The sequence below is a fragment of the Chryseobacterium sp. CH21 genome (assembly GCF_004119445.1).
Taxonomy (GTDB): domain Bacteria; phylum Bacteroidota; class Bacteroidia; order Flavobacteriales; family Weeksellaceae; genus Chryseobacterium.
Genome location: NZ_QICI01000090.1, coordinates 1 through 16080, shown reverse-complemented (window position 1 = coordinate 16080; position 16080 = coordinate 1). Strand labels below are relative to the sequence as shown.

General features: G+C 35.9%; 10 protein-coding genes. 5 read left to right on the top strand and 5 right to left on the bottom strand.

Annotation, left to right across the window (positions count from 1 at the left end; genetic code table 11):
* Positions 1-25: 25 nt before the first annotated feature.
* From BOQ62_RS18825 to BOQ62_RS18805, 5 genes are all read right to left on the bottom strand, one after another.
* Positions 26-241: a hypothetical protein gene (locus tag BOQ62_RS18825; protein WP_129041943.1), complete on the bottom strand. Its 216-nt coding sequence runs from the start codon at positions 239-241 to the stop codon at positions 26-28.
* Positions 238-891, bottom strand: coding sequence for an NAD-dependent epimerase/dehydratase family protein (locus BOQ62_RS18820; RefSeq protein ID WP_129041941.1), 654 nt, complete (start codon positions 889-891; stop codon positions 238-240). Before BOQ62_RS18820 ends, BOQ62_RS18825 begins: the two co-directional genes overlap by 4 nt.
* A gap of 398 nt (positions 892-1289) precedes the next feature.
* Positions 1290-2174: an exopolyphosphatase gene (locus BOQ62_RS18815; RefSeq protein ID WP_129041940.1), complete on the bottom strand. Its 885-nt coding sequence runs from the start codon at positions 2172-2174 to the stop codon at positions 1290-1292.
* Complete coding sequence (gene ppk1, locus BOQ62_RS18810) at positions 2171-4243, bottom strand: polyphosphate kinase 1 (protein ID WP_129041938.1); 2073 nt, start codon at positions 4241-4243, stop codon at positions 2171-2173. The genes BOQ62_RS18815 and ppk1 overlap by 4 nt, the downstream gene beginning before the upstream one ends.
* Before the next feature lie 133 nt (positions 4244-4376).
* Positions 4377-5336, bottom strand: a complete 960-nt coding sequence (locus BOQ62_RS18805) for a hypothetical protein (protein ID WP_129041936.1) — start codon at positions 5334-5336, stop codon at positions 4377-4379.
* 152 nt (positions 5337-5488) lie between these two features.
* Here BOQ62_RS18805 and BOQ62_RS18800 point away from each other — a divergent pair, with 152 nt between their 5' ends.
* The 5 genes from BOQ62_RS18800 to dnaK all read left to right on the top strand — a co-directional run bounded on the left by BOQ62_RS18800 (position 5489) and on the right by dnaK (position 15217).
* On the top strand, positions 5489-5926 hold the full coding sequence (locus BOQ62_RS18800; protein WP_129041934.1) for a T9SS type A sorting domain-containing protein: 438 nt from the start codon (positions 5489-5491) through the stop codon (positions 5924-5926).
* Positions 5927-5945: 19 nt separating this feature from the next.
* Complete coding sequence (locus tag BOQ62_RS18795) at positions 5946-10955, top strand: FG-GAP-like repeat-containing protein (RefSeq protein WP_129041932.1); 5010 nt, start codon at positions 5946-5948, stop codon at positions 10953-10955.
* 134 nt (positions 10956-11089) lie between these two features.
* Entirely contained in the window at positions 11090-12493 is a 1404-nt protein-coding gene (locus BOQ62_RS18790; protein WP_129041930.1) for a polymorphic toxin type 23 domain-containing protein, read from the top strand.
* Positions 12487-13014, top strand: coding sequence for a hypothetical protein (locus tag BOQ62_RS18785; RefSeq protein ID WP_129041928.1), 528 nt, complete (start codon positions 12487-12489; stop codon positions 13012-13014). Before BOQ62_RS18790 ends, BOQ62_RS18785 begins: the two co-directional genes overlap by 7 nt.
* A gap of 304 nt (positions 13015-13318) precedes the next feature.
* Positions 13319-15217 (top strand): molecular chaperone DnaK, encoded by a 1899-nt coding sequence (gene dnaK, locus BOQ62_RS18780; protein ID WP_121488688.1) that lies wholly within the window; start codon positions 13319-13321, stop codon positions 15215-15217.
* The last annotated feature ends 863 nt before the right edge of the window (positions 15218-16080 follow it).

Below are 16080 nucleotides of genomic sequence, written 5' to 3'. Positions count from 1 at the left end.
ATTTTAATGGAATTTTAAGAAATGTTTAAAAAATAGGTTTATTTCTGATAAAAGATGAAATTATGTTGGGATGAGTGAACTTTAGAATGAATTTATTTTGCAGATTTTCCGGAAAATTTAAAATTGTTCCTGATTTATTTCCTTCCAAAGGATGTTTCTGCATATAAAAATATCCTGAAACAGCAGTTACAAGCAAGAGTACAAAAATAACCAGAACAATTCTTTTTAACATGTCTCTCATATCGCTAAATTTTTAATATCTCTAATCTCTAAAGTAGATGTAGGGTATCCGTCTTGTGTCACTTTGATCATTGCTCTACCCACTTCGTGTAAAGTTAATGATTTTGACTGAAAAAAAACAGGAAAAATCCAAATAAAAGGTTTAAAAAACCATTTTACATTCAATTGACCTTCAACAGGTTTCATAAATCCTGGACGAAAATTATAAGCCCCTTTGAAATTCATCTTTTTCAGATCATTTTCTGTTTTGCCTTTTACCCGTGCCCACATCAGTTTTCCACTCTCTGTACTGTCTGTGCTTGCTCCGGAGACATAGCTGAATACCATGTCCGGATTTTGGTCCAAAACAGCTTTCGCAAAGTGAATGGTTGTATCGTAAGTGATTTTGGTGTAATCTTCTTCATTCATCCCCACGCTGCTGATCCCCGCACAGAAAAAACAGGCATCATACCCTTTCAGTTTTTCATCATGAAGATCAATGGATAAAAAGTCAGAGATAATATATTCTTTCAGCTTTGGGTGTGTTTTTCCGGAAGGTTTTCTGCTTACGCTCAGGATTTCGGAAACATCAGGATTTTCAAGACATTCCATTAAAACACCTTCGCCTACCATTCCTGTAGCTCCTGTAATAATTATTTTGATTGGGTTCATTGCTTTGCTATTGATATGGGTATGACGGATGAGGATGAGGTTTTACTTTAAATTTTTTTAATAAAAGATAAAAGATAAAAGATAAAAGATAAAAGATAAAAGATAAAAGATAAAAGATAAAAGATAAAAGATAAAAGATAAAAGATAAAAGATAAAAGATGTTGTCTTAAATATCTTGATACAATAATTCAATAGGGGTGGGCTTTAGCCCGCCTAACAATAAATTATTCTTCAATCGGCTTTAGCCAAAACCTAATGACAGAAGGAGATTTTATGACAAATTATTTGAAAATATGAAGATTGCTTCGTCACTTTGTTCCTCGCAATGACAATGGGAAAAACTTTTAAAGTGAAAAGCCAGCTCAAAAATGGCTGGCTTTCAATAGTATTGTTTGTTGTTACTTTTTATGTTGCAGCTGACTGTAAATATTATGAATTAACCCATCTGCCACCGAAATTTTTGGAACAAAGATTCTGCTGATATCAGACCATGACATCACATTGTTGAAGATGCTCAAAGCATGTACCAGTACGTCAGCACGGTCTTCTCTCAGGTTGTAATTCGTCATTCTTTCTTCCACGGAAAGTTCATTGAATTCTTTATAAACCTTTTTCAAATGAGATAAAGACATTGGTTTCCCGTCTTTGGTTTTGCTCATGGAAAATACTTTGTTGATGTTTCCTCCTGATCCGATAGCTACGATTGGTTTTTTGCTGACAATATTGTCCTTGATTTCATCCTTCATTTCTTTCCAGTTTTCCATGGTAACCAGATTGTTGAGAAGACGGATCGTTCCGATATTGAACGATTTTTCGTAGACCATCTTACCGTTTTCGTAGAAGGTAAGCTCTGTAGAACCTCCACCTACGTCAATATATAAATAGGCAAATTCTTTGTCGAGACCTTCTGCGACATGGTTTTCATAAATAAGAGTGGCTTCTTCATCACCGGAAATGATTTCAATATTAATTCCTGATGTATCCTTTACCAGATTAATGATTTCATTACCATTGGCTGCATCACGCATGGCACTCGTAGCACAGGCTCTGTAATGATCTACTTTGTATATTTTCATAAGGTCGCTGAAGATTTTCATGGAATCAATAACCATTTTTTCTCTTTCTGGACCTATTTTTCCGATGGTGAAAACATCCATTCCCAGTCTCAGTGGAATTCTGAGAAGGTTCAGTTTGATGAATTCAGGTTTTCTGTTATTGATCTTTACTTCATTGATAAGAAGGCGGGCTGCATTACTCCCTATGTCTATCGCTGCTATCTTCATTTTTTAGTTGTTTTAGCTTTTAAATATTTATAGGTTTCTATTTGTGAACGACATTCTTTTTTATCATTTCGTATATATTCATTGCTCAGTCGTTTGTCCAGAATTCTGGCTTTTACATTATCCCTAAGTTGAATATCAAGAATATCCTTTAATTCTTTTTTAAGGTTTTTGTCAGTGATTTTAGCGGCTGCTTCAATCCTGTAATCCAGATTTCTGGTCATCCAGTCAGCGGAAGAAATGTACATGTCTTCTGATCCTTTATTGTAGAAATACATTACTCTGGCATGTTCCAGATATTCGTCTACAATACTGATGGCTTTTATTTTTTCTTTAAAATCCTTCTGATTTACAGCACAATAGATTCCTCTTACGATTAATTTGATCACCACTCCGGCTTTGGCAGCATCATATAGTTTTTCTATCAACAGTCTGTCGCTCATAGAATTTGCCTTTACAATGATCTCTGCTCTTCGTCCGGCTTTAGCTTCTTCAATTTCTTTGTCAATATGGTGAACAATCTTTTCACGCATAAATTGAGGGCAAACTAATAAATTTTTACAAGTTTTCAAAATCGAAATAAAATCATCTTTCGGTTTTCTCAACACATTGAATACTTTGTTGATATCTGCCATAATGCCACGGTCGGCGGTTAGCAGCAAATGATCTCCATATATTCTGGCTGTTTTTTCGTTGAAATTTCCGGTGCTTACAAATCCATACTGGATAGTTTTATTGTGTGCTCTCTTTTTGATGACACAAAGCTTGGCATGTACTTTTTTGTTGGGAATTCCGACAAGAACGTTAATTCCTTCGGGCTCCAGCATATCTTTCCATTCCAGGTTGGATTCTTCATCAAATCTTGCCTGAAGCTCCAGCATTACCGTCACTTCTTTCCCATTTCTGGCAGCATAAATCAAAGCATTGATAATTTTTGAGCTGCTCGCCAGACGATAAGCGGTGATCTGTATTGATTTTACATCCGGATCCATTGCCGCTTCACGCAGAAGGTCAATCACCGGATTATATTTATGGTAAGGGAACGTCAGAAGGACATCTTCTTTTAAAATAACATCAGTCACCCTTTCTCCATGTTCAAACGCCTGATGGGTAAAAGATGTTCTTTCCACAGGTCGTTCATATTTTTCAAACACATCAGGAAAATCCATGAAATGTTTAAAATTATGGATTTTTCCTCCGGGAATGATACTGTCTTTCTTGGTTAAATTCAATTTTCTGATAAGAAGTTCCAGCAGAGCTTTATCCATGTCTTTATCAAAAACGAAACGGGTTGGTTTTCCCTTTCTTCTGTTTTTGAGTCCTTTTTCTATCTTTTCAGCGAAGTTGGTTCTGATATCATTATCCAGATCCAGCTCGGCATCTTTAGTTACTTTAAAAGCGTTGGCAGAGAATTCATCATATCCGAAATAAGAAAATATATGCGGAAGATTGAAAGTGATAACATCCTCCAGTAACATTACATTTTTTTCCTCTGGATCTTCCGTTGGCAGTAATACAAATCTTCCTACAAAACGGGAAGGAATTTCAATAATGGCATAATTGCTGGAATATTGCCAGTCTTTTTTTCTCATAGCTACACCCAGATAAAGGCTTTTATCTCTCAGATAGGGCATAGGTGTATTTTCATGTAGGAGAATCGGAATCACGTTGGATTCTACCACTTCATCGAAATATTGTCTGACAAACTCTTTTTGTTTTGCTGTCAGATTTTTTGAATTTTTAATAAAAACTTTATGATCAGCCATTTCAGTCTGGATTTTTTTCCAGGTTTTATCGAAATTAAGCTGTTGTCTCATGACAATCTCATTGATTCGCTGAAGGATTTTTGAAGGCGGCTGATAAAAAGACTCCGCAATCACTTTTTCCTTAAAATCCATGGCACGCTTTAATCCGGCAACACGTACTCTGAAAAATTCATCTAAATTATTGGAGAAAATTCCGAGGAAACGTATTCTTAAATGTAAGGGAACTTTTTCATCCATAGCTTCCTGCAAAACTCTTTCATTAAAGGCAAGCCATGTAATATCTCTTGGATTAAAGTGTATTGACATTCTAAATGTGTATATTTTATCAAAAATAATGATTAGTTAAGATTTTTCCTCTATTTCTTAGGTTAAACTTTGATTAATTTTAAAGAGAGTAAAAAAAAGAAATTAACGAAATAGTCTATTTATGCCTGGGCTCTCAGACTTTTTTTAAGCCTTCCACTTTCTTGTACATCTTATTAAAAAAAATATTTCGTTCTTTATTATTGGTAGAGAGAAGCTCGGAATTCTTTAAGATAAGCTTAATACTTTTTTCATAATTATCACATACTCTATTATCCTGAGTGTAATAATAGCTCAGGATATTGTAAGGCATAAAAAGTATTTTCTGATCAACAGATTTAATAAATACACTGTTATTCATAATCAGCAGATCATTTTGATATAATTTAAAATATACTTCCTTGTTTCCCTTTTTTTCATTGATGGTATCTTCTTCTATCTGTTTCAGCATATCCAGAATCTCATTGCAGATATCCAAAGCATTTTCAGTAAGAATCAAATCAAGCTGATGAAAATAGATAATCTGTTCCAGAAGTGCATGAATGGTAACCTCACTCCAGATTTCGGTGGAACTTACATCATTATATACTTCAGGCAGAAGCTGTGCCTTTTCTTTAATGTTTGCCGGAACTTCAAATTTTTCGAAACTTACTCTTTTTGAGAAAAAATCCGCATCCATGAGTTTGAGCCATGTATAAATTTTAAACTTATAAAGGTGTTCAAATTTCATAAAATAAAAAAGGGGAATATCTTTGGCAGCGTAGATAAATTCTACATCAGGAGCTCCTTTTATTTTTTGCAGGCTCCGGATAGAGAATTCAAAATATCTCTCCAGATCATCAATATTATAAATATCATGTACTTTATTAAGAACTGCATTGCTGGAACCGGAGTTGTGGATTTGATCCAGTGAGATTCCGAAATGAGAGGCCAGAGAAATACCTTCATTGAGTGTAATATGGCTCTTTCCACTGATTCTCCTGTACGCTGTATCATTGGAAAGAGCCAGCTTTTCGATCATTATATCTACAAGCTTTTTCTTTCCGCCCGATTCCTTAATCAGGAAATCAAATAGAGTTTTTTGATGGTTTTTCATGGTTTTAGTGTTATATTCTCAAAATTATCTAAAAAAACAAATAAAATCTATTTTTAGATAATTTATCTAATTGTTTTTTCTGTTTCAGATGCATTGTCTTTTCAAACGTGATTTATTTTATAGATTTTTGTAATGAATCCAAATTTTTTTCTATGAAAAAATCTATATTATTAATTTTTTTCCTGATCATCTCGTCGGGAAAATTGCAGTCACAGACCCTTACATTTCTGTACGAAGATGGGGGGAATCAGATCGAAAGAAAGTACTGTGCTACCTGTGCAGCCCACTCAAAGAGTGCAACAAATGGTATTACAGACAAAAAAGAGTTTCCTCCTTCTGAATATCAGGTGAAGATCTATCCTAATCCAACCAAGGATAAAGCTACGCTGGTCTGGTCTTCCGAGCTTGGGAGTATGATTGAAAAAGCAGAATATGTAGCTTATAATTTTACCCAATACAGAGAGATCGCGCTTGACAAAAGAGGAAACAAAGCAGTCCTTGACCTCTCAGATCAGCCAATAGGAATGTACATTGTCATTTTCTATCTGAATACAGGAGAAAAACTGACCTACAAGATTCTTAAACAATAACCATAAAAAACTTGCTAACATGAGAAAAAAGTTATCTCTTTTATCCCTGCTCTTTTGGGCGGTTGGATGGATAAATGCACAGAGCACGGGACAAACTGGCGGCGAACTATCCGTATCTCCCACTGGAGGTGCCAGTTATTCAATACCTATTGCCACACTCCCCGGAATTAAGAATATTGCTCCCGGGATTTCCCTGAGTTACTCTAGTCAGGCAGGAAACGGAATTGCCGGATGGGGATGGAATATTACAGGAATTTCCTCTATTACAAGAGTGGCTTCCACCAAATTTCATGACGGACTTATTGATGCTGTAAACTTCAACGATAAGGACCGCTTCACATTGGATGGACAAAGGCTGATTTTGAAATCCGGAATATACGGACAAAATGGTGCGGAATATCAGACCGAGAATTATTCAAACAATAAAATAATATCCTACGGTTATATTGCGGAAGGTCCAGAGTATTTTGCAGTCTATTATCCTGATGGAAGAATTGCGAAGTACGGGTATGTAGATAATAATTCGCAGGCTGGAAATTCTCTGGAATGGAAAATGGTGTCTATGGAAGATCCTCAAGGGAATAGAATTAAGTTCTCTTATGAAAGCATCAATGGATATGTTTACATAAAATCTATTGAGTATGGAAACAATTCTGTTGTCAATCCTACCCAGAATATTAATAAGATTAATTTTTATTATAAAGCCGCATCAAGGTCTGATCAAATTTATATATACAGTTCAAGGGTTATTCACTCAGAAAGAAAACTGGATAGAATTGAAATTCTTGGAAACAATAAATTATTCCGAAAATATGAGCTGACATATAATACTACTTCCCTGAATTATGAGAGACTTATTAGTGTACAACAGTTTAATGGAAGTGGTGAAAGTGTAAAACCTGTTTTATTCGAATATGATACTACGGAGAACGGGCTCACAAATAATTCGAAGACTGTAACCGCCGTATCTCCGGCTTATGATAATTCCAACTGGCAGTATACTTCCGGATATTTTGATAATGATGGATCTATAGATTTCATGACCTATCCTAATTCCAAGGACAAGTTGTATCGCTTCAATTCTACTCAATTGGCTGTAACTAATTCTAACTTGTCGGGAAGTCTTACCAATATTGAGAAGTTTACTGATATTTTTTCAACAAAATTAGTGCTGGGCAATAACAAATTCTATAACCTGGATGCTGTAAGCACGGTTACTGATGCGGGCACAGGCGGTAGCAACCTGAGTGATGAGGAAACAGTTAAGATCAATAACTATATTCCTAATAACACAACCAACTCATTGGATCTGGCATTTTCGAATTCATACAAATTTGCCAATGCACTCAATGAAAGGTGTATTGTGATCAATGGATCCAATACTTATTATTCCAGAATTCCGAAAAGATATTTAAGCGGGGATTTTGACGGCGATGGCATTTCAGATCTTCTTGCTATTACACTTCCCTACAGCATCAACCAAACTTATTATTGTGGAGCGTTAAAAAACGCATCAGCCGATACAACACAAAAACCGCCACCTGACTGTTGTACACAAGGATACACCGTGAGTGGCTCTACGGTTTATATGCTGAAGCTTGATCCAAATAATTCAGCACCGCAGCAACCTTCAGTACTGGGATATAATACTGCAGTACTATCGGTTTCAAAACTTTATGCAGCAGATTTTGACGGAGATAATGTATTGGATATTTATGTTGTCAATCCCGGGCAAATTGTTGTTCTGGGAATGAAAAACGGGGCTTTTGTACAGAAAGCAGTATTCTCCGGTAATCTTATCAAGGCTGAATTCCCTGTATATATTGCTGATTTCAATGGTGATGGGAAAACAGATATTATTACTCCGATAGCAGATGCGAACTCCAATTGGTATATTCTGATATCCAATGGTAACTTCTTTGAAGCAACGGTAAGAGATATTGGTGCCAAATATTTCAAACCTAAAGTTGATAATGTATGTTATCCCATAACATCCGGCGGAAACTATCCTAATAACCTCTGCGGATATATGCTGCAGCAGTTTTATTATACATTTACGGATATTAATGGTGATGGAAAGGCAGATATGTTTTATCATGACATTCTTACTCCTTATAATGTTCCTGAAGACGGATACGCAAAAAATTATCCATACCTGACTTATGGAGATAATTATACTGTAAGAGACAGGGGAGGGGTGAAATACAATATGGGAAGTGATACCAACGGACTTCCAAACTTTTCTGCTTATATAGACAGCTGGCAGAATAACCATACTTATGGCGGTGCGACCAATAAAGGAACTCCTATATTTTTAAATAATCCTAATGTTACCAATCAGAATCTGGATTACGCTTTCTTTGGAGGGGATAAAATAAAGTATGTTTCTTTCAAAAAAGATAACAGGGTAGATGTTACCCTCAAAAGAATCAAAGAAAATGATCTGATTACAGATATTACTTATGATACGGCAGTAGATACGGGAGGTGGTACCGGTAGTTATGTTGCAGATAATTCTGAGGAATATCCTTACATCAATCTGAATATTGCTCCTTCCATAAAACTTGTGAAACGTGTTGAAAAAAGCTTCAACGGAGAAACAAAGATCCAGGATTACAAGTATAAAGGAGCTGTTGTTAATATGGAAGGATTAGGCTTTATAGGGTTTAAAGGGCTTGCAGTATCTACAGTATATGGAGGAAATATCACTCAGCCGCTATGGTCAGTATCTCTGCAGGATCCACAAAAGAGGGGAGCCATATCAGAAAGTTTCCAGATGAGTGGTGCAGTGAGTTTTACAGCACCGTCATCATTTATTTCCAAAACAATAAATACCTATAATACATCTCTTCTTCCGAATAAAGTCTTTGTAAATCTTCCAACACAAGTACAGCAGATTGATAATTTGGCTGGAGTTACCACCAACCAGTATTATGAATTGTATGACACTTATTATAACCCGAAGAGAATACGAAATGTTGCCAACGGAGGAGAAAAAATTACTTTGGTAGATTATGAAGATAATGCTGCTCCTGCCAACAGTCAGTATTATATTGGAAGAATACTTAAAAAAACGGTTACGCAGGCTCTGGGTATAGATACCTATTCTACAGAAGAGCAATATTCATATACCGGAAATTTGGTCACCCAAACCAGAAAAAAAGGGAACAATACGGATTATATTACAGAAGACATCAGTTATGATCCGTTTGGTAATTCAATCTTGAAAACACTTTCTGCTCCAGGTATGATGCCAAGAGAAGAAAAAATGCAGTATGATCCGTCCGGCAGATTTCCTATAAAATCCACGGATATCCAGGGAGCTTCGTCACTGTTTAGTTATGATACAGATTTTGGAGTATTGCTTTCTAAAACCAATCATCTTAATCAGACGGTTTCTTATACTTATGACAACTGGCAACGAAAATCTGAAGAAAAAGATATTTATGGAAATGTTACACAGCTGTCTTATGAATGGATTACTTCTGGAGATTTCAATAATGGGACAAAGCTGAGAATAGCAGATCCTACGGGCGCAGTTCAGGAAACAATTACAGATAACTGGGGGCGTAAACGTCTTGAGAGAGCTCTTTCGATTAATAATAAATGGATCGAAAAAAGAACAGATTATGATGTTCTGGACCGAGCCTACAGGGAAAGCGATCCTTATTTTTCAACTTCAACTCCAAGTAAATGGACCGTTACCGAATTTGATAGTTACGGAAGGGTTGTGAAGGTGAATTTTCCGTCTGGAAAAATAATTACATCGTCATATAATGGATTATCTGCAACAGTTATAGATGGACAAAAAACACAAACCATCACCAAAGATGAATGGGGAAATAAAATTAAGCTGGCAGATAACGGAGGTATAATTAACTACAGCTATTATGCCAATGGAGCACTGAAATCAACCAATTACCAAGGCCATGTCATTAATGTGGAACAGGATGGATGGGGAAGGAAAACTAAAGTTTCAGATCCATCTGTAGGGGGGGATTATACTTATGCTTATGATAATTTTGGACAATTATTGCAAGAAATTAATCCAAAAGGAAAAACGGATTATGCTTATGATCAGTTTGGACGTCTTGCTAAAAAAGATATTTCCGGTGACCATACAGATATTAAAATTACATATTCTTATGATGCTAATGGATTTCTCACTGCTGAAACAGGATCCTCTAACGGAGTAAGTAACTCCTATACCAATGAGTATGATAGCTTTTATAGACTTAAAAAAAGAGTGGAAGATAATGGAACAGCAGTTTTTACAAAACATTTTACTTATGATAACTTTGGTAGAACCAAAACAGAGGTTAAGGAAACTTTAATGGCTTCGCTCAGCAGCAGCTATGGTATTGAAAATATATATGCTTCCTGTGGACTTTTGGACAAAATAAAAAATACAGCAGGAACAATAATATGGCAGCTGAACGAAATTAATGAAAAAGGAAGTATTCTGATTGCTGCCCTTGGAAACGGAGTCTCTATTACGAATCAGTACAGTGCAAATAATTTCTTACAGGAGAGCAAGCATATCAATGGTTCTAATTCGGTAATATTAAGTAATACGTATGATTTTGATGATATCAGCGGGCTTCTCAACAAACGTAAGAACGATGCTGTACCAATCAGTATAATTGAAAATTTCGGATACGATGCCATGCAGCGTCTTATATCATGGACTGATATTGCAGGAAATCAGACCCAAAGCTATGATGGGTTCGGAAGAATTGATAACAACAGTGTAGTAGGCGAGTACAAATATGAAAGTGCCAACAGATATAGAAAGAAAGGTATTAATTTAAATCCCTCAGGGGATTCATACTACTCTGTTCCTGCTAATCAGTTGCAGCAGATTTCCTATAACGCTTATAAAAATCCGGTTGAGATTACACAAGATAATAATCAATTGGCAAGATTTGCTTATAATATCCATCAGACGAGATCCAATTCAGAATATAATTATAACAAATCTTTTTATTCTATGGGCGTCATAAAAGCTATTCAGATGATAATACAGTAGAAGTTATAGAATATAGTTATCCGGGAAAGCCTAGTGCTACTGCTCTGGGAACAAGGATTATTACTTATATAGCAGGGAATCCGTATTCGGCACCGGCAGCTTATATCAAAGATTTTTATGTCACCGGGCAAGTTATGAAGGAGGGGCTGCATTATCTTCATAGAGATTATCAGGGAACCATTCTTGCTATTTCTGATGAAGTTGGGAAAGCTGAAGAAAAAAGGCATTTTGATGCATGGGGAAATTTAATGTATCTTGAGCAAAATGGTACCAAAGTAAGCCTTAAAGGTTCTCCGGATTTAATGATTGAAAGAGGCTATACCGGGCATGAACATTTTTTCCAGGTAGGATTGATTCATATGAATGGAAGAATGTATGACCCTAAATTGCATACCTTTCTGTCAGTTGATAACTTTATTCAGGATTCATTCAACAGCCAGAATTATAATAGATTTGGGTATGTACTGAATAATCCTCTGATGTTTATTGACCAAGGTGGAGAATTTGCATGGGTATTAGTTTACGTGGGAGCTATCATCGGTGCTGTGATGGGAGCCACCAGTTATATTGGTCATGCAATACAGACGGGTAACTGGAACTGGGGACAGTTTGGCCTTTCTATTCTGGGAGGAGCTGTTTCCGGAGCTATTATGGGAGCTTTGGATGGTGGAGCTTCCAGTGCACTCATCTGGGGAGCTATTGCGGGATATGCTGCAACAGGACTGGTGAGTGGTTTAATGCCAAGTTATTCTATGGACCTTGGAGGAGGATTTGGCTTTTCTGTTTCTCCATCTATCGCCTTTGGAAAAGGATTTAGTGTAGGTGCAAGCTTTAGTGTATCTTATCGTAAAGGAGATTTTGGTATTGCTGCAGGATTTGGGGTAAGCTATAAAATATCTCATGCCGGAAGTGGATTAAGCGGTTGGGAATATAGAAAATCTATTATGGCTGGAACATTAGGTACCGAAGGGAATTTAGGAGTTATGCTTGGAACCAATATGTGGAGCGGGCTGCATGAACAACGTACGGGTATAGTAAAATTGGTAAGTGGAGATTTTTCTCTTACTTATGAAAATGACGGAGCACCATTTGGAAAGATAGGATTAGGAGATAATAATGACAGCTACAGAACGGCTGCAATGTCTTTATCAATAGGTGACTTCCATGCAGGATTCAACTTATTTACAGGAGCAAGAAATAGCTCTACTTATGAGGAAAACCCTGAAAATAAAACAAAATACCAGTATGATTACAGAGAAATGAGAAAATATGGGCGTGATGATTATCTTCCTGGGGCTTATGGAGAAAAATATACCCATGGTCTTGTAGCGGAGCAAGGGCCAAGATATAGACTCGGAGCAGCATATGTTGGATGGGGCAACTTCAGGATAGGTGTCAATTCTGAATGGATCAGACATGGAATTCAGAATGTATTGGCTCATCGATGGATTTCTCCTCAACCTGCATTTTTGATGCTTTCCAATAATTGGGCACCATATTTTCAGTATCAAACAGTAAATGAATTTACATCATGGTAACACAAAAAACAGTAATTGGATTTCTTATTTACCTGTCTTTCTTTTCAATGTTCTCATGTCAGTCGGCAGAACTCGAACATGTTAGAAGTAAGCTTTTAAAAAAGATACAAGGTTTTGAAACTGCGAATTTTCCACTTTTGTATTTTGATAGGCTCTATATTTTAGAGGGAACCTATATTACAAAAGGAAAATTCAATATTGTTCCACCCAAACTTGAAATGCACAGAGGATCAGATCTAAAGAAGCATGAAGACTATATCATTTTCAACAGCAATGGTACCGTCGAAAAACTCTATGCTGAAAATGAGAAAACAGCAGAGCAATTGCTTGGTAAAGATACCTCAGGGTCTAATGCAGTGTTGTATATGAAAGGAGGCAGGTTTTTTATTGATGCTATACAGGCATTTAAGATGGGGGGCGGATTCGGAACTTATAGACAAGAAATAAAGTTCGAAAACAATAAACTGTTTATTCAGAATGGAGCCAATTGTTCCGTTTACTTACCTGTCGTAAAACCGTAGTTAAAAATTTTAATTTAATTTATAATCTGAAAAAGGGGAAAAGTAATCTTTTCCCCTTTTATAGTATTGTCTTTTCAAATTAGCTCCTAGTGTGACAAATTGTACAAAATTCACTGTATTCCCCATTTATTAATAAATATATTTTTCAGAGGTGTCTCAGGATACTTTATTACCGGATTTAAGTGAAAGCATGATCATGAGATAATTTCGTTCTGTGTCATTTTGTCACAATTCTTCGAATGGTACAGATATTGAGAAATTGAGAGTGTAAATTAAATTAAAAATAGAAAAAATATAAAATATTATGAGTAAAATAATTGGAATTGACTTAGGAACGACCAACTCTTGTGTTGCTGTAATGGAGGGTAAAGACCCTGTTGTTATTCCTAACGCAGAAGGTAAAAGAACTACTCCTTCTATCGTAGCTTTTACGGAAGATGGAGAGAGAAAAGTAGGTGATCCTGCAAAAAGACAGGCTGTAACGAATCCAACAAAAACTGTTTACTCTATCAAAAGATTTATCGGAACTCACTTCAAAGATGATGCTTCTGAAATCACAAGAGTACCTTATAAAGTAGTTGCCGGACCAAACGATACTGTAAAAGTAAAAATCGACGATAGAGAATATACACCACAGGAAATTTCTGCAATGACCCTTCAGAAAATGAAGAAAACGGCTGAAGATTATCTTGGACAGGAAGTAACAAGAGCGGTAATCACTGTTCCTGCTTACTTTAACGATGCACAGAGACAAGCTACTAAAGAAGCTGGAGAAATTGCAGGTCTTAAAGTAGAAAGAATTATCAACGAACCTACAGCTGCAGCATTAGCTTACGGTCTTGATAAAAACCATAAAGATCAGAAAATCGCAGTATATGACCTTGGAGGTGGTACTTTCGATATCTCTATCCTTGATTTAGGAGACGGTGTATTCGAAGTATTGTCTACAAACGGTGATACTCACTTAGGAGGTGATGACTTTGATGATGTGATCATCAACTGGATGGCTGATGAGTTCAAAGCTGAAGAAGGTGTAGATTTAAAATCTGACGCAATTGCTCTTCAAAGATTAAAAGAAGCAGCTGAAAAAGCGAAAATTGAATTATCTTCTTCTCCGCAGACTGAGATCAACTTACCCTATATCACAGCTACTGCTACAGGTCCTAAACACTTAGTGAAGAGTTTAACAAAAGCTAAATTCGAGCAATTATCTGCTGATCTTGTAAGAAGATCTATGGAGCCTGTTGCTAAAGCATTAAAAGATGCTGGTTTATCAACTTCTGATATTGACGAAGTAATCTTGGTAGGTGGTTCTACAAGAATCCCGATTATCCAGGAAGAAGTAGAAAAATTCTTCGGTAAAAAGCCATCTAAAGGAGTTAATCCGGATGAGGTTGTAGCTATCGGTGCAGCTATTCAGGGAGGTGTATTGACAGGTGATGTAAAAGATGTATTACTACTTGACGTTACTCCGCTTTCTTTAGGTATCGAAACAATGGGTTCTGTATTCACTAAATTAATTGAAGCGAACACTACGATCCCAACTAAAAAATCTGAAGTATTCTCTACAGCTTCTGACAATCAGCCAGCTGTAAGTATCAGAGTAGGACAAGGGGAAAGATCAATGTTCAACGATAACAAAGAAATCGGTAGATTCGATCTTCAGGATATTCCACCAGCACCAAGAGGAGTTCCTCAAATTGAAGTAACATTCGATATTGATGCTAACGGTATCCTAAGTGTATCTGCTAAAGATAAAGGAACTGGTAAAGAGCAGTCTATCAAAATTCAGGCTTCTTCAGGTCTTTCTGACGAAGAAATCGAAAGAATGAAGAAAGAAGCTCAGGAAAACTCTGCAGCGGATGCTAAGAGAAAAGAAGAAGTTGAAATCTTCAACAAAGCTGACGGATTGATCTTCCAAACTGAAAAACAATTGAAAGAATTCGGTGAAAAACTTTCTGCTGACAAAAAAGCAGCAATCGAAGCAGCTCACGCAGAATTAAAAACAGCTTTCGAAGCTAAAAATGCCGATGACGTAAAAGCTAAGACTGAAGCGTTAGATGCAGCATGGATGGCCGCTTCTGAAGAATTATATGCAGCGGGTCAACAGCCAGGTGCTGATGCAGGTGCTGGAGCTCAGAATGCTGGTGGAAACGCCGGAGCTGAAGATGTACAGGATGCAGACTTCGAAGAAGTAAAATAATTATTGATTAAAAACAATAAACAAAACATAAGAAGTATCCGTCTCACAACGAGTTTGTGAGACGGATTTTATTTTAGGTGAACTTTGTTTAATTCTTCAAAAAAGGAAAAATTTGCCCTCTTTAGGCAACTTTCTTTCGTAGGTTGTGTGCCAATGTGTGCAATCCGAACTTTTTTAAGACCTTTGAGTGGGAGCCATTAAAAGGTATTGCAATGGAAGTTTACCATCTGGTATAAAAGAATAAAGAAATGGTGACATTGGGGGGCTTACGAAGACAGAATTATATTTAAACATTTTCAGTTTGCTCCAGCCAGATTAAGCAAAAATTGTATAGCTCATTTTATCATCTACTTTCCATATATTCCAAAGTAGATTTTTTTGAACAAAGCCAACAAAGTCATAAAATCAATTTTTTTAAGTCAGTTAAAACTTTATTTGAACGATAAATCTGTAGATATTATATTTCCATAAAATTAGAATTATCTTATCTGTTTTTTTTTGTAATTTCCTTTATCCATGGCATGTATGAATCTTCTTAAATTGTTTGCCTGGCTTTTTACATTATAATATAAGAAAAAATGATAGGACTGTTATAACGTTTTTTAATATCAATTTTTATTTTTATTAACAATAATTAATATCTGGAAGATGGTTTAAAGGAAGAATAAATATCTATTTTTATTAAATAAATAATATTATTTACCCGTTGTGCATTATGAATGCAAAAAAATAAGTTGTTCATTCGATTGAAAACCAGTAAATTGTTTTTGCTACAAAACATTTACAATGAACAACTTAATTGCAAATTACGGAAGAATTTTGGAAGTTTTACGGGAAATTTCAGATGAAACACTTTTATCTTA

What these genes read in the sequence shown, in the direction of transcription:
- BOQ62_RS18815 (WP_129041940.1), bottom strand. Translation starts at nt 2,174, where the DNA reads ATGAAGATAGCAGCGATAGACATAGGGAGTAATGCAGCCCGCCTTCTT.
- BOQ62_RS18795 (WP_129041932.1), top strand. Translation starts at nt 5,946, where the DNA reads ATGAGAAAAAAGTTATCTCTTTTATCCCTGCTCTTTTGGGCGGTTGGA.
- BOQ62_RS18805 (WP_129041936.1), bottom strand. Translation starts at nt 5,336, where the DNA reads ATGAAAAACCATCAAAAAACTCTATTTGATTTCCTGATTAAGGAATCG.
- BOQ62_RS18825 (WP_129041943.1), bottom strand. Translation starts at nt 241, where the DNA reads ATGAGAGACATGTTAAAAAGAATTGTTCTGGTTATTTTTGTACTCTTG.
- ppk1 (WP_129041938.1), bottom strand. Translation starts at nt 4,243, where the DNA reads ATGTCAATACACTTTAATCCAAGAGATATTACATGGCTTGCCTTTAAT.
- dnaK (WP_121488688.1), top strand. Translation starts at nt 13,319, where the DNA reads ATGAGTAAAATAATTGGAATTGACTTAGGAACGACCAACTCTTGTGTT.
- BOQ62_RS18785 (WP_129041928.1), top strand. Translation starts at nt 12,487, where the DNA reads ATGGTAACACAAAAAACAGTAATTGGATTTCTTATTTACCTGTCTTTC.
- BOQ62_RS18820 (WP_129041941.1), bottom strand. Translation starts at nt 891, where the DNA reads ATGAACCCAATCAAAATAATTATTACAGGAGCTACAGGAATGGTAGGC.
- BOQ62_RS18790 (WP_129041930.1), top strand. Translation starts at nt 11,090, where the DNA reads ATGAAGGAGGGGCTGCATTATCTTCATAGAGATTATCAGGGAACCATT.
- BOQ62_RS18800 (WP_129041934.1), top strand. Translation starts at nt 5,489, where the DNA reads ATGAAAAAATCTATATTATTAATTTTTTTCCTGATCATCTCGTCGGGA.